This window comes from Collimonas sp. OK607 (assembly GCF_900111995.1).
Taxonomy (GTDB): domain Bacteria; phylum Pseudomonadota; class Gammaproteobacteria; order Burkholderiales; family Burkholderiaceae_D; genus Collimonas.
In genome coordinates, this window is the sequence record NZ_FOKF01000010.1 from 25614 (window position 1) to 48417 (window position 22804).

Sequence of the window (22804 nt, forward strand, 5' to 3'; positions counted from 1 at the left end):
GCTTTGAAATTCGATGCCATCGCGTCCGGCGTTTATCCGGAACTGATCTACCCACCCTACAAATCAACCGCCAAGCGCGGCCCGGTCCAGCCGTCGCTGCGTATCGCCGCAGGCTTGCCGGTAGAACAGAACATCGCGCCATCGCCGCGCATCCTCCTGCCTAACGACATGGATCTGACTGTGCAAGGCGACGCTCAACCGCTTGGCGAAAAAATCGTCGTCACCGGCCGCGTGCTGGACGAAGACTGCAAGCCCGTGCGCAACTCGCTACTGGAGGTCTGGCAATGCAATGCTGCCGGCCGCTACCGCCACAAGCGCGACCAGCATGACGCGCCGCTCGACCCGAACTTCCACGGCTGGGGCAAGATGATGACCGATGACGACGGCCGCTACCGTTTCGTCACTATCAAACCCGGCCCTTACCCGTGGGGCAACCACGACAAGGCGTGGCGCCCGGCTCACATCCATTTTTCCCTGTTCGGCAACGTGTACGCGCAGCGCCTGGTAACGCAAATGTACTTCCCCAACGATCCGCTGTTCGACTACGACCCGATCTTCCAGAGCATTCCGGACCTGGCCGCACGCCAGCGCCTGATCTCACGCTACAGCCTGGAGTACACCGTAGGCGCCGAAATGCTGGGCTATGAATTCGACATCGTCCTGCGCGGCCGCGACGCCACGCCGATGGAAAACTAAGGAGAGTACCGAATGAGCAAAATCACGACCTCGCAAACCATCGGCCCGTTTTCCCATGAAGCCTGGCAATGGGCGACCGAACTGAGCGCCGCCGACCACCTGCAAACCAGCGCGCCGACCATTACAGTCAGCGGCATCGTCTACGACGGCGACGGTATCCCGATCAACGACGCCCAGATCGAAGCCTGGCAACCGGCCGCCGCCGCTGCGGAATCCGCACAGGCTATTCCCGGCTTCCGCCGCATACCCAGCGACGACGAGGGGAAATTCAGCCTGCGCTTGTCGGTATGTCCACAGGCCCCGGGAGAACCGCTAGCCTACGTGACGGTGTTCGCACGCGGCCTGGTCAAGCACCAGTTCACCGCAGTGTTCCTGGAAAACGATACCGGACTGAAGCAATCGGCGATACTGGAGCAAGTACCAGCCGCTCGCCGCCCTACCCTGATCGCTACTCAAACAGCCGACGGCCGATACAGCTGGAATATACATATGCAGGGTGAGCAGGAAACGGTATTTTTCGATTATGTATGATTCTGAATCTGAATCTGAATATGAACTGGAGCCGCGGTGAGTGTATCCATCTTCGATAGCTTCCTGACCACCACCGACATGATCGCCGTGTTCGACGATACGGCGATCGTGCAAGCCATGTTCCGCTTCGAGCAGGCGCTGTCGCAAGCGCAGGCCGACGAGGGCCTGCTGCCGCCGGCTGCGGCGCGCGCCATCGCCGCCGTCTGCAATGCGCAACTTTACGATATCCCTGCCATCATCACTGCCGGCCGCCGCGCCGGCAGCCTGGCGATTCCATTGGTGAAAGAGCTGACCAAGACTGTGGCGTTGTACGACGCCGAGGCTGCCACCAAGGTGCACTGGGGCAGCACCAGCCAGGATGTAATCGACACCGCGATGGTACTGGCCACACGCGATGCCCTGCAGTTGCTGGACGACGGCTTGTTCGATCTGACCGGCCGCCTGCTGCAACTGGCGGAGCAGCACCTTGCCACCCCGGTACTGGCACGCACCCTGATGCAACCGGCGCAAGTGACCAGCTTCGGTTTCAAGCTGACCGGCTGGCTGGCGCCGCTGGTGCGCTCGCGCGCGCGCCTGCGGGAATGCGCAGCGCGTGCACTGCAGCTGCAACTGGGAGGCGCCGTCGGCACGCTAGCCGTAATGGGCGAGCAAGGCCCGGCGGTTGCCAACCGCGTGGCCGCCATCCTGGGCTTGAAGGTCGCCGATGCGGCCTGGCACACCCAACGCGACGAATGGGTGCGGCTTGGCCTGGAAGTCGCAGTATTGACCGGTAGCCTGGGGAAAATCGCCACCGACCTGAGCTTGATGGCGCAGGGTGAAATTGCAGAACTGGCGGAACCATCCGGCAATGGCCGCGGCGGCTCGTCGGCGATGCCGCACAAACGCAATCCGGTATCGGCCATGATCGCACTAGCCGCCGCCACGCGCACGCCGCAGCACGGCGCGGCCCTGTTGGCCAGCATGGGCCAGCAGCACGAGCGTGGTCTCGGCAACTGGCAGGCCGAACTGGCCGAGTGGCCTGGACTATTTCTCAGCGCGCACGGCGCCCTGCAGGCGTTGAACGATGCCTTCGCCGGCTTGCAGGTCGACAGCGCACGCATGCTACGCAATATCGATGCACTGCAAGGACTAGTGTTCGCCGAAGCCGCATCTGCCTATCTGGCTGGCGCCATCGGCCGTCCGAAATCGCATGAACTGCTGGAAAAAATGACCGGCGTCACGGCATCCACGCAACGCCATCTGGCCGAAGTATTGACCGAGGCGGTGCAAGCGGATCCTGCGTTGCGCGGCCATGTCGATCTGAAGCATCTGAATACACTGTTCGATCCCGTCGCGGCTACCGCGCCGGCACACCGCCTGGCGCAGCGGCAGCTGCAAAGCCTGCGCGGCGACGTTGCGGCATTGAACTCGGCCCACACCTATCATAAATAAATGAGAAAAAAATGAGCTACGATCCTATCGACCACGACTTCGAACGCGGCCTGAACAACCGCCGCAGCATCCTGGGCGACGCCTGGGTAGAGCGTTCGCTATCCAATGCCAACAGCTTCAATGCCGATTTCCAAAACCTGATCACGCGCTTTGCGTGGAACGAAATCTGGGGACGACCAGGCCTGGAACAAAAGACCCGGCGCGCCATCGTCCTGTCGATTACCATCGCGCTCGGCCGCTGGGAAGAATTCGACCTGCACGTGCGCGCCGCCCTGTTGGGCGATCCATCGAATCGCCTGACGCCGGACGAACTGAAGGAGGTGCTGATACAGTCGGCCATTTACGCCGGCGTGCCGGCCGCCAATACCGCATTTACGCATGCCATGGTCATCCTGCGCGAAGTCGGCCCGCAAATCGGCTACGTGCTGGAGCCATTGGCACCGGCAACTGTCGCCCATCCTGGCATCGGCCTTGAAGGCCGCAGCAGCGGCAAGCCCGCCCTGCACTACACCGTGCGTGCGCCGCGCAACGGCAAGGCCCCGCGCCACACTGTGGTGCTGAGCCATGCACTTGGCTGCGACTTGACCATGTGGGATGAACTAGCCAATCTGCTGGCCGGAGATTGCCGTGTGATCACCTACGACCATCGCGGCCACGGTAGCTCGGAAGCCCCGCCGGGCATGTACGACATGGCGTCGCTGGCGGATGACGCCGCTGTCCTTTTGCGCGACCTTGATACCGGACCGGTGGTTTGGGTAGGGCTGTCGATGGGGGGCATGGTCGGCCAGGAACTGACTCTGCGTCATCCGACGCTGGTCAGTGCGCTGGTGCTGGCCAATACCACGTCTTCCTATCCCGAAGCGGCACGTGAGATGTGGCAGCAACGCATCGCTACCGTACAAGCACAGGGTGTGGAAACTATCGGCGATGCGGTGATGGGACGCTACTTCACGGAAGAATTCCGCGGCGGCCACGGCGCCACAGTGGCGCGCTTCCGCCGCCGTGTGGTCAGTACCGATGCTGTCGGCTACGTTGGATGCTGCCACGCGGTCGGCAATGTCGACACCACCGCACGGCTAGGCGCGATTTCCGTTCCCACGCTGGTGATCGCCGGCGAACTGGATCAGGGCACACCAATCGCGATGTCGCAGACGCTGGCGAACGGCATACCCGGCGCGCAGTTAGCGGTACTGAAGGATGCTTCGCATTTGAGTTGCATCGAGCAGCCACAGGCTTTCTGCCAGGCGGTACGTACTTTCATCAGCAATCTGTAAATAAAAAACTGTGGCGGCGCCTGCAATCAGGCGCCGCCACGGCCAAACTTATACGCCCGGGTCACGCACCTTGTCGACCTGGTCGAATTCGACGTTGTAGAACGAACCGCCGCGCGCTTCCACTTTCCGGATATACACCGTCTGCACGATATCGCGCGAAGCGGCATCGATGCTGACAGGGCCACGCACGCTGGTCCACGCCATACCCTTCATTGCTGCAAGCAACTTCTCGCCACTGCTGTCGCCATTGGTCTGCTTCAGCGCCTGATACAGCAAATGCATGCCATCGTAAGCGCCGACCGAATGGAAGTTCGGCCGCATGCCTTTGTTCGCCTTGCCGAACGCCTCGACATACGCCTTATTCTCTGCCGACGGATGCGCCGCCGAATAGTGATGGCTGCTGACCACGCCAATCGCGGCCGGGCCGATGCTGTCCATCAGGTCGTCGTCCAGCACGTCTCCGGTGCAGATCAGGCGTATGCCGGCTGCGGCCAGTCCGCGCTCGGTAAACTGTTTGAGTACCGCCGCGCCCTCACCCGACGGTACGAAGACGAATAACGCATCCGGCTTGGCATCCTTGACACGCGCCAGGAACGGTGCGTAGTCCGGATTGCGCAATGGCACGCGCAGACTGTCGATCACCTTGCCACCGCCTTCGGTGAAGCCCTTGACGAATACCTTCTCCGCATCCAGCCCCGGACCGTAGTCGCTGACAAATGTGACCACACTCTTGATCTTGTTCTTCGCGGCCCACTGCGCCATCGGCGCGGTTACCTGGGCTAGCGTAAAGCCGGTGCGGACGATGAATGGCGAACGCTGCGGGATCACCGAAGTGGCGGCGGCCATCACAATCATCGGCACCTTGGCCTGGGTAGCGACTGGCGCGGCGGCAAAAGCCAGCGGCGTCAGGCCGAAGCCGGCCAGCACTTGTACCTTGTCGCGCGCAACCAGTTCCTGCGCCAGACGCTTGGTGACATCCGGCGCCACGCCGCCATCATCTTTGAGGATGACCTCGATCTGACGTCCGGCCACGGAAGCGCCGTTCTGCTGCATGTACAACTTGACCGCAGCCTCGATCTGACGCCCGGTCGATGCGAACGGCCCGGACATCGGCACGATCAGGCCGACTTTCAATGGCTCGGCCGCGCTGGCGACCGCAGGCAGAATGCCCGCCGATATCGCGGCAGTGCCCAACAGGATGGTTCGACGCTGGTTATTGATTTTTTCTGGCATGGTGTCTCTCTTTCTCTTTTTTATAAATGGCCCGGATCGCCTGATCTCGGAAAATCGGAACGTCAGGAAACCGGCCGTTGGAAAAACGCTACAAATCCAGCAATAGTTCCGCACTCTTGGCACGTGAACAGCACGGCGTGAATTGATCGTTGACGACCTGTTCTGCCTCGGTCATATACAGATCGCGATGATCCGGTACGCCATCCAGAACCCGTGTCAGACAAGTGCCGCACACGCCCTGCTCGCAAGAGGCTGGAATGAACACGCCGGCATCTGTAAGTACTTGCAGCACGGTGCTGCCGACGGGAATGCTAAAGACCTTGCCGCTAGAGGCCAACCTGACGTCGAACGCCTGATCGGTACCGTCATTGGCTGCAGCCGCAGCGCCAAAGTATTCGAGGTGCACCTGCCCTTGCGGCCAGTCGTGCGCCTTGGTCGTAGCCAGCACGTGATCGATGAATCCGGCTGGTCCGCACAGGTAAATGTGCGTCTGCCGATCCAGTCCTGTCAGCAATGCGGGCAAATCCAATTTTTGCGCCGCATCGCCGCTGTCGTAGTGAAATTGCACCTGCCCGGAATACGGTGAGCATGCGATACGTTCACGGAAAGCGGTGCGCTCGGGCGCCCGCGCGCAGTAATGCATCTCAAACGCCGCACCCTGCGCAGACAGCGCCTCGGCCATGCAGAGGATAGGTGTCACACCGATGCCGCCCGCCAGCAGCAGGCTACGTTCAGCTTCCACTATCGGGAAATGATTTTTCGGAACGCTGATCTGCAACACCATGCCGGCCTGGATATCGTCGTGCATTGCCTGCGAACCACCGCGCGATGCCGGGTCGCGCAACACACAGATCAGATAGCGATGCTGCTCATGCGGCGGATTGCACAGCGAATACTGTCGCACCAGGCCAGGACGCAGATGCACATCGATGTGCGAACCGGCACCGAAGGCCGGCAGCGGTGCGCCGTCTGCACTCACCAGTTCGTAACTGCAGATGTCGTCGGCTTCAACAACCTTACGCTCTACCCTGACTTTCAATGTCACCTCGTTCATCCCTGCTGCTCCTTCTGCAGCCACTGGTCCAGTACGCGGCGCGATTGCACGCCACCGGCATCGATATTCAGCATCAGCAGCTTGCGCTCGGGATGGCGCAGGATATTGGCTTGCTGCAGTTCCAGCATCTCACGGTCTTCGCTGAATATCTTGCCCTGGCCTTCGCGGATGGTCGCGGTCAGTTCCTTATCCTCGGGCTTGAAGTTGCGCGCCATGCCCCAGAAATACCAGTGCGACGTTTCAGTTTCCGGCGTAATGAAGTCGACCACGATACTGGACGCCTTGTGGCAAGGATCGGCATCGTAGCCGCCCTTGCCTGCATGCGCCACGCCGACCTCGATCATCACATGGCTGGGCGGACTGAAGCGGCAGATCTGCCAGCGATCTACCGGCACATCGTCAGCCAGGCCGTTGCCGCGCAGGGCTGCACGCCAGAACGGCGGCGCCATGATGTTTTCCATGTAGCGGCTGGTGACGACCTGTTCGCCCTCGACCGTGGTGTTGACAGGCGCCTCGTCGATTTCCTTCTGGCCGATGCTGGAAGCGTGCACATAGGTTTCGTGCGTCAGGTCCATCAGGTTGTCGATCATCAGCCGGTATTCGCAGTTGATGTGGTACATGCCGCCGCCATAAGCCCACTCAGAACTATCCGCCCACTCCAGGTGATGGATCAATGCAGGATCGGCCTGTTCCTTGTCGCCGGTCCAGACCCAGATAAAGCCGTAACGCTCTTCCACCGGATAGCTGCGTATGCACGGAAAACCTCGCACGCGCTGGCCCGGCATGCTAACCACCCTGCCATCGCAACCCATCTCCAGGCCGTGATAGCCGCAGACCAGTTTGCCGTCTTGCACCGAACCCAGCGACAGTGGTGCGCCGCGATGCGGGCAAAAATCTTCAACGGCAGCAACCTTGCCTTCGGCTCCGCGATAGAACACGATTTTCTCGCCGCAGATCTGGCGCCCCAACGGACCGCCTTCGATTTCGTTCGGGGTACATGCCACGTACCAGGTATTTTTTGGGTACATCTCATCTCCATGCTAGGTTTCTAGTCTAATATTAAGTGCACTGAATGTCGTAAAGTATAAACCGATAACCGACGAAGTAAACTGCCGTAATCGACTTTCAATTCAAATTTCGATATTGCGCCGCACAACAAGAGAACCCGACATGCCAGAAACAGAAAACAAACTGATCAACCTGTACGAACATCCTGGCCATCTGTTGCGCCGCGCCCAGCAGATTTCGGTATCGATCTTCTACGACGAGATGGGTAGCGAGCTGACGCCGGTGCAGTACGCGATGCTGCGCAACCTGGCCGACCATCCCGGCATCGACCAGGTATCGCTGGCCGCCATCAACGGCGTCGACACCTCGACCGGCGCGACGGTCTGTGCACGGCTGGAAGAAAAAGGACTGCTGGAGCGCAAGGTGATTCCGCACAATCGCCGCCAGCGTGCGCTGGCGATCACGGCGTCAGGCGAGCAGTTGCTGGAAGATCTGATCCCCGGCTCGCAGCGTTTGCGGCGCCGAATCCTGGCTCCCCTCACCGGACCGGAACAGTTGCAGTTCATGGAACTGCTGACCAAGCTGGTACGGGAAAACAACGATCAAAGCCGCGCGCCGCTCTCTAAGGGGCGCTGAACAGCTCCGCCACCACGGACCGCAACCAGGCGTTGGCCCCGTCTTTGGCGTATTTGCGGTGCCAATGCTGCTTCAGGTCGAACCGCGGTATTTCCAACGGCGGTTCAACCAGCCTGATCGCAGCGAATTGCGCAAAGCTCTCCCCCACCGCGCGCGGCACTGTCGCCATCAAGTCGCTTCCCGCGATCAGGAACGGAATCGACATGAAGTGCGGCGTCGACAACACCACCCTGCGCTCTATCCGCTGGCGTACCAGAAACTGCTCGAATAAGAGGACCGCGTCATCATCGAAGCGCAGTTCCTCAACATGCAGAGTTTCGCGGGCGCCGGCATGATAGACATACATGTCGATGCCGGCGCTAACCGTGCGCGCCGGATAGTGGCGGCGCAGACGACAACGGAGTCAGCGATGGACGTCGTGATTTCTTCCATCACCGACACGAACGGCATCCGCGTGCTGGAACTGGCTGCCGTCGATGGTGCGGCCCTGCCTTCCTACGAAGCCGGTGCACATATCGACGTGACGTTGGGTAACGGCCTGGTGCGGCAGTACTTCCTGTGCTGCCGCGAGCCTTCCAGCGCCGGCTACCGCATCGCCGTCAAGCGCGAAGCCGGTTCGCGCGGGGGCTCGGCATGGCTGCATGACATGGCTCGTACCGGCAGCGTGCTCAGTATCGGCCCGCCACGCAATGCTTTTGCACTGGCGCCTCAGGCAGGGATGCACTTGCTGTTCGCCGGAGGCATAGGCATCACTCCTATCTTGTCGATGGCATATACACTGCTACGGCGCAAACAGCCTTTCCGCCTGGCCTGCTATGTTCGCGACGAGGCCAGCCTGGCATTTTCGACCGAGTTGAGAGCGAGCCCATTGGCGCCGTATGTAGAGGTATTCTGCGGTCTTGGTCCGCAGGACACGGCGGCCAGCATCGGCAAGTTGCTGGCTGCGGCTCCGGCGAACGACAGCCATGCCTACGTCTGCGGCCCGGCCGCATTCATGGATGCGGTCACCGCGCAAGCGGAGGCTCGATTCGGCGCCTCGGCCCTGCACAAGGAATCGTTCGGCGCAGTGCCAGCGTCAGGCACCTCAGAGCAACCCTTCGTATTGCGTCTTTCACGGACACAATGCGACATCGCGATACCTGCAGGACGTAGCGCGCTGGCCTGCCTGCAGGATGCCGGCATCAACATCGACAGTTCCTGCGAAGTCGGTGTCTGCGGCACCTGCCGGACAGCGGTGCTGGACGGCGTGCCGGACCATCAGGGTTCTTTACTCAGTGCACAGGAGCGGAAAGCTAACAACTGCTTCCTTCCTTGCGTATCCCGTCCGCTGACACCTGTCCTCGTCATCGATCTTTAATCGCAGTCCAAGGCGCGCGCAGGTGTTGTATCTTGACCTGCGCGCGCGTCGACCTGGTTCGACAATCCCACATCCGCCTGTCAAACAAATAATCAAATAATCAAATACCCGTCGCGCCAACATAAACGGTACCGGGTATCCGGGGTCAGCCCCCATCCTCCCGGGTCCGGGTTTACGCCACGGCGACCAGGCGATCGAGCTTGTCGCCATCGGCCAGCAAGCTCGCGCTATCCGAGTCGTGCACGATGCGGCCGCGATCCAGTACGATAGCGCGCTTGGTCAGCGACAACGCCAGCCGTGCATGCTGCTCGACCACAATCACTGACATTCCCTCTTCCTGCACCAGCTTGCGGATCACGCGCACCAGTTCCTGCACGATGATCGGCGCCAGGCCCTCCATTGGTTCATCCAGCAACAGGATGCGCGGATTGGTCATCAGCGCGCGGGCTATCGCCACCATCTGTTGCTCGCCGCCCGACAATTGATTGCCGAAGTTAGTGCGACGTTCAAGCAAACGCGGGAATATCTGGTAGATTTTCTGCAGATTCCACGGACCGGAACCGGCACCGGAACGAGCCACCACTGTCAGATGCTCTTCCACCGTCAGCGACGGGAACATATGGCGTTCCTGCGGGACCCAGCCCAGCCCTGCGCGTGAACGTTTATAAGTCGGGACACGGGCGATATCTGCGCCGGCCCAACGGATACTGCCGCCATGCAAACGCGTCAATCCCATCATCGTCACCAGCAGGCTGGTTTTGCCAACACCATTGCGCCCTAACAGGGCCAGGCTGTCGCCCTCGTTCATTTTGAATGACACATCTTCCAGCACGATGGACTCGCCGTAACCGGCGGTGACCTTATCGAGCGCCAGCAACTCACGCATGTTCCGCCTCCCCCAGATAGACTTCCTTGACACGCGGGTCTGCCGCGATTTCCGCCGGCGTACCCTCGGTCAGCACTTTGCCCCCCACCAGCACCGTGATACGGTCGGCAAAGCGGAATACCAGCCCCATGTCATGTTCGATGAAAACCACGGTGACATCGCGCGGCAACAGAGCAATTACTTCGAACAGTTCCTTGCTCTCAGCTTGCGGAATACCGGCTGCCGGCTCGTCGAGCAGCAGGATGCTCGGCTTGGTCGCCAGCGCCAGCGCGATCTCCACCAGCCGCTGCTTACCGTAAGCGAGGCTACGCGTGATGCTGTTGGCTTCTGCCGACAACTTGAGCGTAGCCAGCAATGCCATCGCCTCGTCGATAACGTCGGTATGCTTCTCGACGGTCTTGTACCAGACCGAGTGCAGGCCGCGCCGCTCGCAGATCGCCAAAACCACCGATTCCAGCACCGTCATGCCGGCGAACAGTGTATTGATCTGGAAAGTGCGTGTCATGCCGCGCTGCACGCGCTTGTGCTGCGGCAGGTGCGTGATGTCCTGGTCACCCAGATAGACTTTGCCGCTACTGGGCGCATAACCGCCCGTCAGCAGGTTGATGAAGGTGGTCTTGCCGGCGCCGTTAGGGCCGATCAATGCATGGCGCGCACCCTTAGCGAAGGTCAGGCTCACATCGCTGTTGGCGGCGAACGCTCCCCAGCTCTTGGACAAGCCTTCGGTGCGAAGAGCAATATCTTGTTTCGTCATGCTTGCTCCTTGCGGGACGATGGTTTCAAACGCTGGACGATCAGATCAAGTCCACCCAGGATACCGCCACGCGCAAACAGCACGATCAGGATCAGCAGCAGGCCGATATAAAACTGCCAGTAGGCCGGATTCAGGCCGGAGATATAGTCCTGCGCCAGCATGAAGATTGCGGCGCCGATCAAGGCGCCATACAAGCGTCCGGTCCCGCCCAGCACCAACATGATCAACAATTCAGCCGAACGCGGAAAACCCAGCATGTCGAGGCCGACAAACTGTGTGGTCTGCGCCAGCAGTGCGCCGGCCACGCCAGCGATGGCGGCGGAGACGGTGAATACTGTCACCAGGCGGCGGTTGACGTCGGCGCCCAGTGCAGGCATGCGCCGCCCGCCTTCGCGGATACCGATCAGGCTCAGGCCGAACGGCGACTTGACCAACCGGCGCATCCCCACAAATACGATGAATAGCGTCGCCAGGCTATAGCAATAAGCGACCTTGCCATTCAGGTCGAACTCGAACAGGCCGAGCAGTTTGCCGCCCGTCATGCCGGACAGGCCGTCAACGCCGCCAGTGATGAAAGCGGCTTTATTGGCGGCCTCAAACAACATCAGGCCGATACCCAGCGTGACCATCAACCGGGTCAGGTCCTGGCCGCGCACCACAAGGAAGGAGGTAATGAAACCAAACAGCCCAGCCACCACCGCGCCGGCCAGCAATCCGCTGAACGGCTCGTTCCATCCATGTACCGACAGCAGGCCGGCGGTGTAGGCGCCCAGGCCGAAAAATGCGGCGTGACCCAGCGAGACTATGCCGGCGTAGCCAAGGATCAGGTCCAGCGACAGCGCGAACAGGCCGACGATCATGATCTGGCTGATCAGCACCAGATAGCCGGGAAAGAGAAAATAAGCAGCCACCGGCAGCAACCAGAAGACGATCTCCAGCGGTTTCCAGCGGTCATTCGGCAAACGCAGTAAAGATCTCATATCAGCTTGGTTCCGGTTAGTTGGCACAGGTACAGGCGCCGCCTCGACAGCGGCCTTGGTGACGGCGCTCATGCTTTCCTCCGCATCAAACCGGCCGGGAACAGGATCAACAACAGCACCATCAAGCCATAGATGACGAACGCGCCCACCTGCGGCACATAGTATTTGCCAGCCACGTCGAACACGCCAAGGATCAGCGCCGCCACCAGCGGCCCCTTGATCGTGCCAGCGCCGCCTACCGCTACCACCAGCAGGAAATAGACCATGTACTTGATCGGGAATGTCGGGTCCAGGCCTAGTACGTCAATGCCCAGGCCGCCGCCCAAACCCGCCAGGCCTGAGCCCAACGCAAAGGTCAGGCTGAACACCAGGCTGACGTTGATGCCGAGGCCGGCGGACGCGGTCTGGTTATCGACCGCGGCACGGATCTGCGCGCCAAAGCGGGTGCGCTCGATCAGCAATCCCAACGCGACCGTAATCAGGACCACCACGCCGATCAGGAACAAACGATAGGCGCCTACGTCGAGCCCGAACAATGAAACCTGGCCGCGTAGCCAGTCCGGCAGCGTCACCGGTTGCTGCGTCGGTCCGTACAGCCATGTGGCGCCGGCCACCGCCATGAACGTCAGGCCGATGGAGAATAATACCTGGTCCAGATGGCTGGCTTTGTACAGGCGCCGGTACAGCAGGCGTTCCAGTACCAGCCCCACTGCCGCCGATGCGATGAAGGCCAGCAGCAGCGACGGCAGGAACGGCACGCCATAGCGCGACAGCACCGTCACGCTGACATAGCCGCCCAGCATGGCGAAGGCGCCGTGCGCCAGGTTGATGAAGTTCATCATGCCCATCGTTACCGACAGGCCCACGCTGATGAGGAAAAGAAGGCTGCCGTAGGCGATGCCGTCAAACAGCACGCCGATCAGGTTGGTTAGCATGGCGGCCTCTCGCGCGAGAGGGATGTGCCGCAGATTTCTTTGTTGTTTATTTTTTTATTTATTTTGTCTATCTTATTACTCATTGTGTCTCCTGCTGTCTTCAATGTTGAGGCTTCATACCCGCTCGATAACGATGGCAATACCTTGTCCCACGCCGATGCACATGGTGCACAACGCATAGCGACCGCCGGTACGATGTAGCTGATACATCGCGGTGGTCACCAGTCGGGCGCCGCTCATGCCCAGCGGGTGGCCCAATGCAATCGCGCCGCCCAGCGGGTTGACGCGCGGATCATCGTCGCGCAGGCCCAGTTCACGCAGTACGGCCAGCCCCTGCGAGGCGAACGCTTCGTTCAGTTCGATGATATCCATCTGGTCCAACGTCATGCCCAGCTGGCGCATCAGCTTCTGCGTGGCCGGTGCCGGGCCGATCCCCATCACGCGCGGTGCCACGCCTGCAGTCGCCATGCCGACGATGCGTGCGCGCGGCGTCAGGCCGTGGCGCGCCGCTGCTTCGGCGCTGGCGATCAGCAGCGCGCAGGCGCCGTCGTTGACACCGGAGGCATTGCCGGCGGTGACACTGCCATCGGCACGCACCACGCCTTTCAGGCGGGCAAGTGCTTCAGCCGTGGTCTCGCGCGGATGCTCATCCTGTGAGAAGACGATGGAATCGCCCTTCTTCTGCACCAACGACACCGGTACAATCTCGTCGCTGAACAAGCCGTCGCGCTGGGCGCGGGCGGTTTTTTGCTGGCTGGTCAACGCGAATTTATCCTGGTCGGCGCGGCTTATCTTGTATTCGTCAGCCACGTTTTCGGCCGTCTCCGGCATCGCGTCGACGCCGTACAGTTCTTTCATCACCTTGTTCGGAAAGCGCCAGCCAATGGTGGTGTCATAAATGGCGGCGCTACGCGAAAACGCCGCGTCTGCCTTGCCCATGACAAAAGGCGCACGCGTCATCGATTCCACGCCGCCGGCAATCATCAAGCTGGCGTCGCCGGACTGGATCGCTCGCGCCGCTGTGCCAACCGCATCCATGCCGGAACCGCACAGGCGGTTGATAGTGGAGCCGGGAACTTCCTGCGGCAGACCGGCCAGCAACGCCGACATGCGCGCCACGTTGCGGTTGTCTTCACCGGCCTGGTTGGCGCAGCCGTATATCACATCGTCGACTTCTTTCCAGTCGACGGCGGCATTGCGCCGCATCAGTTCACGCAGCGGCACCGCACCGAGGTCGTCGGCGCGCATATCCTTCAGCGAACCGCCGTAGCGGCCGATGGGCGTGCGGATCGCATCGCAGATAAATGCTTCTTTGATTTCTTTCATGTTGTCCTCGCTCATTTCGCCGGCGGCAGCAAAGTTGCTGCGGTCGCGGCCTGCAATTCTTCAAAGCTCAATCCAGGCGCCATTTCCAGCACCGCAAGCCCGACCGGTGTAACGTCCAGCACGGCCATGTCGGTATAGATGCGGTTGACGCAGGCCACACCGGTCAGCGGATAACTGCACTGTTCCACGATCTTGCTTTCGCCGGTCTTGGTCTGGTGATCCATCATTACGAACACCTGCTTGGCTCCGATGGCCAGGTCCATTGCGCCGCCGACAGCCGGAATCGCATCCGGCGCGCCGGTGTGCCAGTTGGCCAGGTCGCCGTTGGCTGCTACCTGGAAGGCGCCTAATACGCAGATATCCAGATGGCCGCCGCGCATCATGGCGAACGAATCTCCATGGTGGAAATAGGCGCCGCCGACCAGCAGCGTCACCGGCTGCTTGCCGGCATTGATCAAGTCGTCGTCCTCCTCGCCGGGCGCCGGCGCCGGGCCCATGCCGAGCAAACCGTTTTCGCTGTGCAGGAACACTTCGCGCTCGGTCGGCAGGTAGTTGGCGACCTTGGTCGGCAAGCCTATCCCCAGATTGACGTAAGCGCCTTCAGGGATATCCTGCGCCACACGGGCGGCGATTTGTTCGCGGGTATAACGAGTCGAGTTCGGATTCTGGTTCGTCATGCTGCCTCCTGCACCACACGTTGCACAAAGATGCCGGGCGTTATGATCGCTTCCGGATCCAGCTCGCCCAGCGCCACCACTTTCTGCACCTGGGCCACGGTAACTTTGGCCGCCATCGCCATGATGGGACCGAAATTACGCGCGGTCTTGCGGTACACGAGATTGCCCCAGCGGTCGCCATGCAGCGCCTTGATCAGCGCAAAATCGGCATGGATCGGCGACTCCAGCACGTACATGCGGCCATTGATCTCGCGCGTCTCCTTGCCGGCGGCCAGCAGCGTGCCGTAGCCGGTCGGCGTAAAGAAACCGCCGATGCCGGCGCCGGCCGCGCGGATGCGTTCGGCCAGGTTGCCCTGCGGGGTCAGTTCCAGCTCGATCTTGCCGGCGCGGTACAGCGCGTCGAAATGCTGGGAATCGGCCTGGCGCGGGAAGGAGCAAATAATCTTGCGCACCCGGCCCGCCGCCAGCAGCGCGGCCAATCCGGTGTCGCCGTTGCCAGCGTTGTTGTTGACGATGGTGAGCTCGCGCGCACCTTGTTCAATCAGCGCGTCGATCAGGGCAGCCGGCATGCCGGCGTTGCCAAAGCCGCCGATCATGACGGTCGCGCCGTCATGAATGTCGGCCACGGCGCGCTCGATTGATTCAAATGTTTTGTCGATCATATTCCGTCTCGGTGATGCGCACGGCCGCAGATTTGCCATCGTGCGCTGCCGGCTGTCTTAGCCAAACATACAATTGTGTGCGATAATCGAACTAATGATTGATTACCGAACGTTTAGTGTATCTAGCAGTTACCACCCAGGTCAAGAAAAAAAACACCTTTCGAAGCCAACTCCTGCATTAAAATCACACCATGTCCAAGACCACAACCACCAAAGCCCGCCTCATCGCAGAGACAATAGAGGCAGGCGCAGAGGAGCACGAACCCAGCATCGCCGAACAGATCGACGCGATGGCCGACCCTAGCTTCATGACGTCGCTGGCACGCGGCCTTGCCGTGGTACAGGCATTCAGCGATTCACGTAAGCCGCAAACCATCGCCAACATCAGCCAGAAAACCGGTATCCCGCGCGCAGCCGTGCGACGCTGCCTGCATACGCTGCGCGAATTGGGTTATGTGGACGCAGAGCTGAACAATTTCTCGCTGCGCCCCAAGGTGCTGACTCTAGGCTACTCCTATTTGTCGTCGACGCCGCTGACGGTATCGGCCCAACCTTGTCTGAACAATATCAGTCGCACGTTGAATGAATCGAGCTCGCTGGCGGTGCTGGACGATGATGAAATACTGTACGTAGCCCGCGCCGCCACCTCACGCGTGATGTCGGTTGCGCTGAACACCGGCAGCCGCCTGCCCGCCTACTGTACGTCTCTCGGACGCGTAATGCTGGCGCACATGCCACCAGCCGAGCTTGACCAGTATCTGGCCCGCACCAAACTGCGGCCGCTGACTGAAAACACGGTAACCAGCGTCAAGCGGCTGCGTGCGATCCTGGCTGACGTACGTCAAGCTGGTTACGCTGTCATCGATGAGGAATTGGAACTTGGTTTGCGCTCGATAGCAGTGCCGGTGCGCGGTGCATCGGGCACAGTCCTGGCGGCGTTGAACGTGGGCGCGCAGGTAGCGCGTGTCAGTGTCAAGCAGTTGGAACAGGAGTTCCTGCCCGTGCTGTTACGCGGCGCCCAGGAGTTGTCCATCCTGCTGCCTTAAGCGGCAACGCCCCTCGCCGAACATAAGTAACTACACAAGTTACGATATCCAGATGCGCATCGACGACATAGTGATCTGGGGTCGGAGTCGACTTTCGCAGGCCGTATCGCGAAACTTGACTCTGACCCCACATCACGGCTACGGAGAACGGTAGTTCACTTCACGCAGGTTTGTTTCTTCGCGTTTTACCACTTCTACTCCGTGGTCCACTAAGCGGGGTCAGAGTGAAGTTTCGGCGGTAAAGCATACCGAAAGTTCACTCTGACCCCGGTTAGTTCGGGCTACTCCTCGCACATGCCGTAAAATACTTCGGCATTGCAAACAGATTTCGAATAGCTCCTTAAAACGTATGACGCAGGCCGGTCATCACGCCATTCTGCGATTTACCCACGCCTACCGTTCCACCCGCGTCCAGCGCCAATGCCGATGTGCCGGAATTTTGCATACGGCCCAATGCGCCATAGATGGCTGTGCGTTTCGAGAGGTAGTAGGTCAAACGCGCTACCAGCAGCGTGGCGTCGGCATCGCGATGCTTGACGTCGAGATGCGATGCCTGGACGTCAAGCGTGGTTAGCGGCGTCACCGGATAACTCACACCCAGGTAGTACAGGTCCGATTCCGTCAGCCCAGTCACGGCGCGCGTAGTGCGATCGATCACGCCGCCGCCTATCTTGCCCTCGCCCACCATCACATAGCCATTGACGGTAACGCGGCGGTCGCTGTTGTCACTGCTGGTCAAACCACCTGCCGCACCGGTATTGCCATACAAGATGTCGTAGGAGGCATTCAGGCCAAAGGGCTTGGTCTCATAACCGATCAAACCAGTTATCTGGCGGCAGGCCTTGGAGTTTCCGGCCACTTCCCCTGGACAGCCGGTGGCGGCCGGGCCGCCCGTGGCCGACGCGTCGCGACCAGTACTGTAGGTGGCGCCGACCACGAAGTCGTTGAAGTTGCCCAGATAACTGATGGAATTATCGCTGCGGGCATTCGGCAGGTAACTGTCGATACTGCCGATCGAGAACAGGTTTGGTCCCAGCACGTCGGATTTCAGCGTGGCGATATAGGTCATGTTGATCTGGCGACCCAACGATACAGTGCCAAATCCACCTTTCAGTCCCACCAAAGCCTGGCGGCCAAACAGGCGGTTGCCCTGCCCCATAGCGCCAGTGTCCACTGCCAATCCAGCCTCCAGCGTGAAGATCGCCTGCAGCCCGCCGCCGAGATCTTCGACGCCTTTGAAGCCCAGCCGCGAAGGGAAGGAACCCGTTAGCGAAGGCATCTTGACGGCCGAACTGCCGGCAGCGTTGACATTGGTCGTGTAGACCAGCCCGGTGTCGACCAGGCCATAAACCGTTACAGAACTTTGCGCCATTGCTACAGACGCGCTCATCCCGCCCAGAAGCGCGATCGCGCAACGGATAGTGCTTTTCATTCTTGTCTCCCGATGTTGTTTTATTAAATCTTCGTTGTCGTGCGATAATCGAACAATAGGTTGTTAATCGCACGTGAATTGGATAATATGGATGTCACGTAGCGTTGTCAACAAACGCTGCTCATCCGGATTTGCGACAATGCGTACGACGCGGAGATCGCGGCAGTCCATTCTTCATAGACAAAAACAGCAGCAGACGGGAGACAAAAATGATGATGAAAAAAATTTTGGCGTTAGCAACACTGGCGGCCGTAAACTACGCCGCGGTGTCGCCGGCATATGCACAGGACAGCATTAAGATCGGTGTGATTGCCGCGTTCTCCGGCCCTTTCGCGGATTACGGCAAGCAGATGGAAGGCGGCATCAAAGCCTATATGGCGCAGCACGGCGATACCGTGGCCGGCAAAAAAATCGAGATCATCATCAAGGACACCACCGGCCCTTCGCCGGAAATAGCCAAGCGCCTGGCGCAGGAACTGGTAGTGCGCAACAAGGTTGATTTCCTGACCGGCTTTGGCCTGACGCCGGAAGCGCTGGCCGTCGCTCCTATCGCAGAGCAGGCGAAGAAACCGATGATCATCATGAACGCGGCTACCTCCGCCATCACCACCAAGTCCAACTACATCGTCCGCTTCTCGATGACCCTGCCGCAAGTCTCGGCGCCGATGGCAACCTGGGCGGTGAAGAACAACATCAAGAAAGTGGTGACGCTGGTGGCCGACTACGGGCCTGGCATCGATGCAGAGGCCGCATTCAAGACTGAGTTGCTCAAGGGTGGCGGCACCGTGACCGAAGCGATCCGCGTCCCGCTGCGCAACCCTGATTTCTCGCCATACATCCAGCGCATCAAGGACGCCAAACCGGACGCCGTGTTTATCTTCGTGCCAGCCGGTGAACAGAGTATCGCCTTCATGAAAGGCTACCGCGAGCGCGGCCTGGCCGAAGCGGGCATCAAGGTGATCGCTACCGGCGACCTGACCGACGACCATGTGCTGCCGGCAATGGGCGATGCGACGTTGGGCGTGATCACCACTTTCCACTATTCGGCTGCACACAAGTCGCCGGAGAACCAGGCTTTCCTGAAGAGCTTTGCGGATGCAAATCCAAAGAGCGGGCGCCCTAACTTCATGGCAGTCGCTGCTTACGATGGCATGGCAGCTATTTATGAAGTAGCGCGCAAGCTGAACGGCAAGATCGACGGCGACCAGGCCATGGCCATCTTGAAGAACATCAAGTTGAACAGCCCGCGCGGTCCTCTTGCTATCGATCCGGCTACGCGTGACGTGATCCAGACCGTGTATGTGCGCAAGGTAGAAAAGGTCAACGGTGAACCGTACAACGTCGAGTTCGACAAATTCACCGATCAAAAAGATCCGGGCAAATAAGAATCATCGACTGGACTGGCGCGTCGGCAACAGCTGGACGCGCCATTTTTGTACCTGCCAAGACCTAAGATTTATCCCTCAAATTCTCTCCACGCCGGTCACCCACCGTCGCTCGAATACTTTTCGCGTGGTAGTCCATCAGGAGAATTTTGAGATCCGCCGCCAGGGACGGATCGTTGTACAGGCTATGCAGTAGCTGCGACTGCACGAACATGGTTTGGCGTTTGATGATTTCGCAATCGTTGTGGCTGACGCCATGGTTCATGTTGGCGACAAGCTCCAGGACATCGCGCTTGAGACGGTAAAAGAGTGAGCGGGCAAGAATGCTCTCTGCAGTAGTGGGAGGCTCCTTCCCGGCTGTCTCTGTTGCTGCCGACGGTGCGGACTGGCTCTCAGAATATTTTAAAAGCATCGTTTCCCCTGAATCCTAAAACAACGAGAATTGGTTTTCATCTCGGTCTGTCGCCGATTTCGCCACCAACCAAAATGCGCCTTCTACCGGGCTGGATTGACAGGAGATCCTCAGGCAAATTACATAGCAGCAACTAGAGGATGTATCGTCAATCAGCACTTTATAATAATTGCCATAAATTTAACACAGTACTTGATCTGGATACATAACAAAAACTTAAGTTCGACACTGTTCATGGAAACAAGCATGAATCCATTGGTCAGGCGCAAAGCCAGATTAACTTCAGCGGTCTAGCGGTGTTATTGCGTCTTCGTCAGGACGACATGGGCCGCATGCTGTGTCGGAACATATTCGGTGCATTGATAACCGAGTTTTGGCAAGTCGATGCCGGTAAGAAGATGTTCTCCGGAGCCGAGAAGGACCGGGGCGATAACGAGGTGCAGTTCGTCTATGAGTCCGGCGCGAAGGTATTGCCGAATCGTGGCGACACCGCCGCCGAGCCGGATATCCTGGCCGCCGGCAGCAACGGTGGCAAGCTGAAGTGCAGCGTGGATATCGTCGGTAACGAAGTGGAATACGGTGCCGCCATCCATCGTGATCGATGGCCGGGCGTGGTTGGTCAGCACAAAAACCTGCGTGTGATACGGTGGATTGTCGCCCCACCATCCCTTCCATGTATCGTCGGGCCACGCACCTCTGACGGGCCCGAACATGTTGCGCCCCATGATCCAGGCACCTATGTTATCGAACCCGCGTGCGGCTATGTTGTCCTCTACGCCAGTCGAGCCACCCTCATTACCAAACATCTGCTGAAAGGTTCGGGTGGCGAAGGCCCACTCGTGCAACGCTACGCCGCCGACACCGAGCGGATTCTCGAGACTTTGATCGGGGCCGGCACCGTAGCCGTCAAGGGATAGGGTGAAGGCGTGAACCCGGAGTTTGGACATGGCGGCAGACTCTCTCAACCGGTGCCGTTGGCCCGAGACGGTGCAGGATGATCCAGATCAACTTCATTCGTCGAATCGACAAAATTCTTGAGCGCGGCATCCATCTCAAATCTCAATTTTTCGATTACCGCGGGATCGCGCTGTTCCCGGGATATTTCGGTGAGATATTTATTTTTTGCGAGATCGTGCAAACGGCTGGCTTCGGTGATTTTCAGCTCGGGACTATCCATGACGATTGCTCCAGACAGGATCAGCTAGACGGTTATCCTAGCACTGTCCGCGATCAGTCTCAAACGTATTCGCGATGTGTTAACGAGTTATCCAGGCGCGCAAACCAAATATCAGGCAATCGTATTAAATTTTAAGTAATGATATTTGCCGTACGGAATCGTTCCTGAAGAATCCGCATGAATCCGCCGCAAGACAGGGGCGCCTGCTCACCGAATTCGACGATGAACAGGCCGGGGGAAAGAAAGGATGCGCTACCGGACCTATGGCGGCATTTATCAAAAACTTTAAAATCCGTGATTCCAGGCGCGATTAGCTCTTTTCACTGCCGGAAGTACGCGGTAACCACCTTTCCGGTAGTAACGATACAAATGTAAAAATGTTCTCATGTCAGCACTCTTGTCATAAAAATTGCGATTCGATCGCATTATTCATTACTGAAACCCTGCTGATTTGAATTTTCTACAAGCCATGTGACATAAAGATGACAAACGCGAGGCAACCAACGTCATCTACCTCATGTTGTAAAAACACGTCAACCCGGCCCGGGCATTGGCATTGCCGTTCGACGGCAGGTAGAACGGCAACCAGGCTCTATCCGCTGTTGCCGTTCAATTGCAACCCGGCTACCGCCCGTTCCAGCTACTTGCCGATCTGCCTGCTGACGCCATTTTCCTGTTGATTCAATACCGTTTGTTCCGACTTGGTGATATGGCCACCGTTTTGTTTCGCCATATCGCGTTCTTCCTGGCGGATCGCATGATCGTCTTTGTGCAAGGTCTTGGCCTGGGCTTTGCTTATTTCGCCTTCTTTGACTTCATTGTGGATGCGTTTATTCTGGTTATTCAGGCGATTGTTAACCTGTTCGCGGCGCGGATGATCCTTTTGCCACGTTGTGTCTGCCATTGCACTACCGGCTGCGCTGGCGAAGACCGCGACCAATGCGGTGAGAACGATTGCTTTTCCTGAGCGATTGGACTTGAACATGATGTATCTCCTTTTTTTGTCTGTGGTTCCGAATGCCAAAATGGCTGGTGCAGCCCTTGATTAACGCCAGCTCGCATCGCTGCGCCTACGATATAAAATGTTTCTGTCGTAACCGGCCGTAACCGCGCAATATGCGCGCTTAATTGTCGCGACCGCGGCGGTCGCCATGATCGTCGTCGCGATGGCCGTCATGACCGTCATGGTCGCGATGCTCGCGGCGTGCTTCGTTTTCTCGCCATTCGCGGGCCCGCACACGACGTTCATGCCATTCCCCCTCGCGTTCCGGCTCTATGTACACCGGACGCGGCTCGACATACACCGGACGCGGCTGGACATAGACTGGCGCAGGCGCCACATACACACCGGGCAACCGGACATTAACGCCGACATCAACCTGAGCCGAAGCCGGTGCTGCCGCGCTCATCAGAGCGGCGCCTGTGATCAATCCTGCAGCGAGGGCCAGAATTTTTTTCATTTTTGATTCTCCTGAAACAGAAGAGGCAGGACGAGCCTGCCTCTTTGAATCTGCATTGAATTGATTAATTATTTAGGTGCAGCTTCTTTCACATCTGCCTTGACTTCTGTAGAGCTTGCTTTGGTCTTGGCTTTAGCCTTTACAGTTGTATGGTGAGCCTTCACCTTGGTTGCAGCGGTAGCGGTTTTAGCATCCACGGCTTTTGCGTCAATCTTTGCCGCTGGTGTGGTTACTGCGGCTGAAGCCGCGACAGCAGGAGCGGCCGGTGCAGCTGGAGCAGCCGCTTGAGCAAAAACAGAAGTAGCGAACAAACCGGCGATCAGAGTAGCGAGTAACTTATTCATTTGTGCACCTTTACGTTATCTAGATTTCCTCAAGAGATTCCTGAGGCCTTGTGCTATAAACGCGTGGTGCAAGGAAGCTGTTGACCACCCTTACATTCCATTACAATT

General features: G+C 59.1%; 26 protein-coding genes. 8 read left to right on the forward strand and 18 right to left on the reverse strand.

Annotated features, from left to right (window positions below; all coding sequences use genetic code 11):
- Nucleotides 1-3: 3 nt before the first annotated feature.
- From pcaH to pcaD, 4 genes are read left to right on the forward strand one after another with little or no spacing between them, the layout of a single operon-like run.
- Entirely contained in the window at nt 4-696 is a 693-nt protein-coding gene (gene pcaH / locus BM029_RS09165; RefSeq protein WP_092434995.1) for a protocatechuate 3,4-dioxygenase subunit beta, read from the forward strand.
- A gap of 12 nt (nt 697-708) precedes the next feature.
- Nucleotides 709-1227, forward strand: coding sequence for a peptidase associated/transthyretin-like domain-containing protein (locus BM029_RS09170; RefSeq protein WP_092434998.1), 519 nt, complete (start codon nt 709-711; stop codon nt 1225-1227).
- Between the two features lie 36 nt (nt 1228-1263).
- Nucleotides 1264-2658: a 3-carboxy-cis,cis-muconate cycloisomerase gene (gene pcaB, locus BM029_RS09175; RefSeq protein WP_092435001.1), complete on the forward strand. Its 1395-nt coding sequence runs from the start codon at nt 1264-1266 to the stop codon at nt 2656-2658.
- An 11-nt stretch (nt 2659-2669) separates the two neighbouring features.
- Nucleotides 2670-3932 carry a bifunctional 4-carboxymuconolactone decarboxylase/3-oxoadipate enol-lactonase PcaCD gene (gene pcaD, locus BM029_RS09180; protein ID WP_092435004.1) on the forward strand — a complete coding sequence of 421 codons (1263 nt, stop codon included), beginning with the start codon at nt 2670-2672 and terminating at the stop codon, nt 3930-3932.
- Between the two features lie 48 nt (nt 3933-3980).
- Here pcaD and BM029_RS09185 read toward each other — a convergent pair whose 3' ends face one another.
- The 3 genes from BM029_RS09185 to BM029_RS09195 all read right to left on the reverse strand — a co-directional run bounded on the left by BM029_RS09185 (nt 3981) and on the right by BM029_RS09195 (nt 7247).
- Complete coding sequence (locus BM029_RS09185) at nt 3981-5165, reverse strand: ABC transporter substrate-binding protein (protein ID WP_092435007.1); 1185 nt, start codon at nt 5163-5165, stop codon at nt 3981-3983.
- A gap of 88 nt (nt 5166-5253) precedes the next feature.
- Nucleotides 5254-6219, reverse strand: a complete 966-nt coding sequence (locus BM029_RS09190; protein ID WP_092435010.1) for a PDR/VanB family oxidoreductase — start codon at nt 6217-6219, stop codon at nt 5254-5256.
- The gene (locus BM029_RS09195) at nt 6216-7247 is read right to left on the reverse strand and encodes an aromatic ring-hydroxylating dioxygenase subunit alpha (protein WP_092435013.1); all 1032 of its coding nucleotides are present in this window, start codon (nt 7245-7247) and stop codon (nt 6216-6218) included. Before BM029_RS09195 ends, BM029_RS09190 begins: the two co-directional genes overlap by 4 nt.
- A 142-nt stretch (nt 7248-7389) precedes the next feature.
- Here BM029_RS09195 and BM029_RS09200 point away from each other — a divergent pair, with 142 nt between their 5' ends.
- A complete protein-coding gene (locus BM029_RS09200; protein WP_092435016.1) occupies nt 7390-7863 on the forward strand; it encodes a MarR family winged helix-turn-helix transcriptional regulator in 474 nt (157 codons plus the stop codon).
- Here BM029_RS09200 and BM029_RS09205 read toward each other — a convergent pair.
- Nucleotides 7850-8209, reverse strand: coding sequence for a type 2 periplasmic-binding domain-containing protein (locus BM029_RS09205; RefSeq protein WP_244544975.1), 360 nt, complete (start codon nt 8207-8209; stop codon nt 7850-7852). The two genes, BM029_RS09200 and BM029_RS09205, sit on opposite strands and share 14 nt — an antisense overlap.
- Between BM029_RS09205 and BM029_RS09210 the strand changes: the two genes are divergently transcribed.
- Nucleotides 8195-9220: a PDR/VanB family oxidoreductase gene (locus BM029_RS09210; RefSeq protein WP_170851028.1), complete on the forward strand. Its 1026-nt coding sequence runs from the start codon at nt 8195-8197 to the stop codon at nt 9218-9220. The two genes, BM029_RS09205 and BM029_RS09210, sit on opposite strands and share 15 nt — an antisense overlap.
- A gap of 172 nt (nt 9221-9392) precedes the next feature.
- On the opposite strand, the gene BM029_RS09215 is transcribed toward BM029_RS09210, so the two are convergent.
- The 7 genes from BM029_RS09215 to BM029_RS09245 form a co-directional block, all read right to left on the reverse strand.
- The gene (locus BM029_RS09215; protein ID WP_092435022.1) at nt 9393-10106 is read right to left on the reverse strand and encodes an ABC transporter ATP-binding protein; all 714 of its coding nucleotides are present in this window, start codon (nt 10104-10106) and stop codon (nt 9393-9395) included.
- Complete coding sequence (locus BM029_RS09220) at nt 10099-10860, reverse strand: ABC transporter ATP-binding protein (RefSeq protein ID WP_092435024.1); 762 nt, start codon at nt 10858-10860, stop codon at nt 10099-10101. The genes BM029_RS09215 and BM029_RS09220 overlap by 8 nt, the downstream gene beginning before the upstream one ends.
- Nucleotides 10857-11840: a branched-chain amino acid ABC transporter permease gene (locus tag BM029_RS09225; protein WP_244544986.1), complete on the reverse strand. Its 984-nt coding sequence runs from the start codon at nt 11838-11840 to the stop codon at nt 10857-10859. The genes BM029_RS09220 and BM029_RS09225 overlap by 4 nt, the downstream gene beginning before the upstream one ends.
- 68 nt (nt 11841-11908) lie before the next feature.
- Complete coding sequence (locus tag BM029_RS09230) at nt 11909-12775, reverse strand: branched-chain amino acid ABC transporter permease (protein ID WP_092435029.1); 867 nt, start codon at nt 12773-12775, stop codon at nt 11909-11911.
- Nucleotides 12776-12889: 114 nt separating this feature from the next.
- The gene (gene pcaF / locus BM029_RS09235) at nt 12890-14092 is read right to left on the reverse strand and encodes a 3-oxoadipyl-CoA thiolase (protein WP_092435245.1); all 1203 of its coding nucleotides are present in this window, start codon (nt 14090-14092) and stop codon (nt 12890-12892) included.
- 20 nt (nt 14093-14112) lie between these two features.
- Nucleotides 14113-14778 carry a CoA transferase subunit B gene (locus tag BM029_RS09240; RefSeq protein WP_092435033.1) on the reverse strand — a complete coding sequence of 222 codons (666 nt, stop codon included), beginning with the start codon at nt 14776-14778 and terminating at the stop codon, nt 14113-14115.
- The gene (locus BM029_RS09245; protein ID WP_092435036.1) at nt 14775-15440 is read right to left on the reverse strand and encodes a 3-oxoacid CoA-transferase subunit A; all 666 of its coding nucleotides are present in this window, start codon (nt 15438-15440) and stop codon (nt 14775-14777) included. The genes BM029_RS09240 and BM029_RS09245 overlap by 4 nt, the downstream gene beginning before the upstream one ends.
- Nucleotides 15441-15631: 191 nt before the next feature.
- On the opposite strand from BM029_RS09245, the gene BM029_RS09250 reads away from it, so the two are divergent.
- A complete protein-coding gene (locus BM029_RS09250) occupies nt 15632-16486 on the forward strand; it encodes an IclR family transcriptional regulator domain-containing protein (RefSeq protein ID WP_170851029.1) in 855 nt (284 codons plus the stop codon).
- Between the two features lie 340 nt (nt 16487-16826).
- Here BM029_RS09250 and BM029_RS09255 read toward each other — a convergent pair whose 3' ends face one another.
- Nucleotides 16827-17918, reverse strand: coding sequence for a porin (locus BM029_RS09255; RefSeq protein ID WP_092435038.1), 1092 nt, complete (start codon nt 17916-17918; stop codon nt 16827-16829).
- Nucleotides 17919-18127: 209 nt separating this feature from the next.
- Here BM029_RS09255 and BM029_RS09260 point away from each other — a divergent pair, with 209 nt between their 5' ends.
- Complete coding sequence (locus BM029_RS09260; RefSeq protein ID WP_092435041.1) at nt 18128-19303, forward strand: ABC transporter substrate-binding protein; 1176 nt, start codon at nt 18128-18130, stop codon at nt 19301-19303.
- 64 nt (nt 19304-19367) lie between these two features.
- On the opposite strand, the gene BM029_RS26065 is transcribed toward BM029_RS09260, so the two are convergent.
- From BM029_RS26065 to BM029_RS09290, 6 genes are all read right to left on the reverse strand, one after another.
- Entirely contained in the window at nt 19368-19715 is a 348-nt protein-coding gene (locus BM029_RS26065; protein WP_211482456.1) for a hypothetical protein, read from the reverse strand.
- Between the two features lie 299 nt (nt 19716-20014).
- Nucleotides 20015-20662, reverse strand: coding sequence for a dihydrofolate reductase family protein (locus tag BM029_RS09270; protein WP_092435044.1), 648 nt, complete (start codon nt 20660-20662; stop codon nt 20015-20017).
- A 14-nt stretch (nt 20663-20676) separates the two neighbouring features.
- Nucleotides 20677-20892, reverse strand: a complete 216-nt coding sequence (locus tag BM029_RS09275; protein WP_092435047.1) for a hypothetical protein — start codon at nt 20890-20892, stop codon at nt 20677-20679.
- Between the two features lie 640 nt (nt 20893-21532).
- Nucleotides 21533-21877: a hypothetical protein gene (locus BM029_RS09280; RefSeq protein WP_244544976.1), complete on the reverse strand. Its 345-nt coding sequence runs from the start codon at nt 21875-21877 to the stop codon at nt 21533-21535.
- A 139-nt stretch (nt 21878-22016) separates the two neighbouring features.
- Entirely contained in the window at nt 22017-22352 is a 336-nt protein-coding gene (locus BM029_RS09285) for a hypothetical protein (RefSeq protein ID WP_092435050.1), read from the reverse strand.
- 68 nt (nt 22353-22420) lie between these two features.
- Entirely contained in the window at nt 22421-22696 is a 276-nt protein-coding gene (locus BM029_RS09290; RefSeq protein ID WP_092435052.1) for a hypothetical protein, read from the reverse strand.
- Nucleotides 22697-22804: the final 108 nt, after the last annotated feature.

Coding starts and splice junctions, on each gene's coding strand:
- BM029_RS09170 (WP_092434998.1), top strand. CDS start 709: ATGAGCAAAATCACGACCTCGCAAACCATCGGCCCGTTTTCCCATGAA.
- pcaD (WP_092435004.1), top strand. CDS start 2,670: ATGAGCTACGATCCTATCGACCACGACTTCGAACGCGGCCTGAACAAC.
- BM029_RS09185 (WP_092435007.1), bottom strand. CDS start 5,165: ATGCCAGAAAAAATCAATAACCAGCGTCGAACCATCCTGTTGGGCACT.
- BM029_RS09190 (WP_092435010.1), bottom strand. CDS start 6,219: ATGAACGAGGTGACATTGAAAGTCAGGGTAGAGCGTAAGGTTGTTGAA.
- BM029_RS09195 (WP_092435013.1), bottom strand. CDS start 7,247: ATGTACCCAAAAAATACCTGGTACGTGGCATGTACCCCGAACGAAATC.
- BM029_RS09200 (WP_092435016.1), top strand. CDS start 7,390: ATGCCAGAAACAGAAAACAAACTGATCAACCTGTACGAACATCCTGGC.
- BM029_RS09210 (WP_170851028.1), top strand. CDS start 8,195: ATGATAGACATACATGTCGATGCCGGCGCTAACCGTGCGCGCCGGATA.
- BM029_RS09205 (WP_244544975.1), bottom strand. CDS start 8,209: ATGTATGTCTATCATGCCGGCGCCCGCGAAACTCTGCATGTTGAGGAA.
- BM029_RS09215 (WP_092435022.1), bottom strand. CDS start 10,106: ATGCGTGAGTTGCTGGCGCTCGATAAGGTCACCGCCGGTTACGGCGAG.
- BM029_RS09220 (WP_092435024.1), bottom strand. CDS start 10,860: ATGACGAAACAAGATATTGCTCTTCGCACCGAAGGCTTGTCCAAGAGC.
- BM029_RS09225 (WP_244544986.1), bottom strand. CDS start 11,840: ATGAGATCTTTACTGCGTTTGCCGAATGACCGCTGGAAACCGCTGGAG.
- BM029_RS09230 (WP_092435029.1), bottom strand. CDS start 12,775: ATGCTAACCAACCTGATCGGCGTGCTGTTTGACGGCATCGCCTACGGC.
- BM029_RS09240 (WP_092435033.1), bottom strand. CDS start 14,778: ATGACGAACCAGAATCCGAACTCGACTCGTTATACCCGCGAACAAATC.
- BM029_RS09245 (WP_092435036.1), bottom strand. CDS start 15,440: ATGATCGACAAAACATTTGAATCAATCGAGCGCGCCGTGGCCGACATT.
- BM029_RS09250 (WP_170851029.1), top strand. CDS start 15,632: ATGTCCAAGACCACAACCACCAAAGCCCGCCTCATCGCAGAGACAATA.
- BM029_RS09255 (WP_092435038.1), bottom strand. CDS start 17,918: ATGAAAAGCACTATCCGTTGCGCGATCGCGCTTCTGGGCGGGATGAGC.
- BM029_RS09260 (WP_092435041.1), top strand. CDS start 18,128: ATGATGATGAAAAAAATTTTGGCGTTAGCAACACTGGCGGCCGTAAAC.
- BM029_RS26065 (WP_211482456.1), bottom strand. CDS start 19,715: ATGCTTTTAAAATATTCTGAGAGCCAGTCCGCACCGTCGGCAGCAACA.
- BM029_RS09270 (WP_092435044.1), bottom strand. CDS start 20,662: ATGTCCAAACTCCGGGTTCACGCCTTCACCCTATCCCTTGACGGCTAC.
- BM029_RS09275 (WP_092435047.1), bottom strand. CDS start 20,892: ATGGATAGTCCCGAGCTGAAAATCACCGAAGCCAGCCGTTTGCACGAT.
- BM029_RS09280 (WP_244544976.1), bottom strand. CDS start 21,877: ATGTTCAAGTCCAATCGCTCAGGAAAAGCAATCGTTCTCACCGCATTG.
- BM029_RS09285 (WP_092435050.1), bottom strand. CDS start 22,352: ATGAAAAAAATTCTGGCCCTCGCTGCAGGATTGATCACAGGCGCCGCT.
- BM029_RS09290 (WP_092435052.1), bottom strand. CDS start 22,696: ATGAATAAGTTACTCGCTACTCTGATCGCCGGTTTGTTCGCTACTTCT.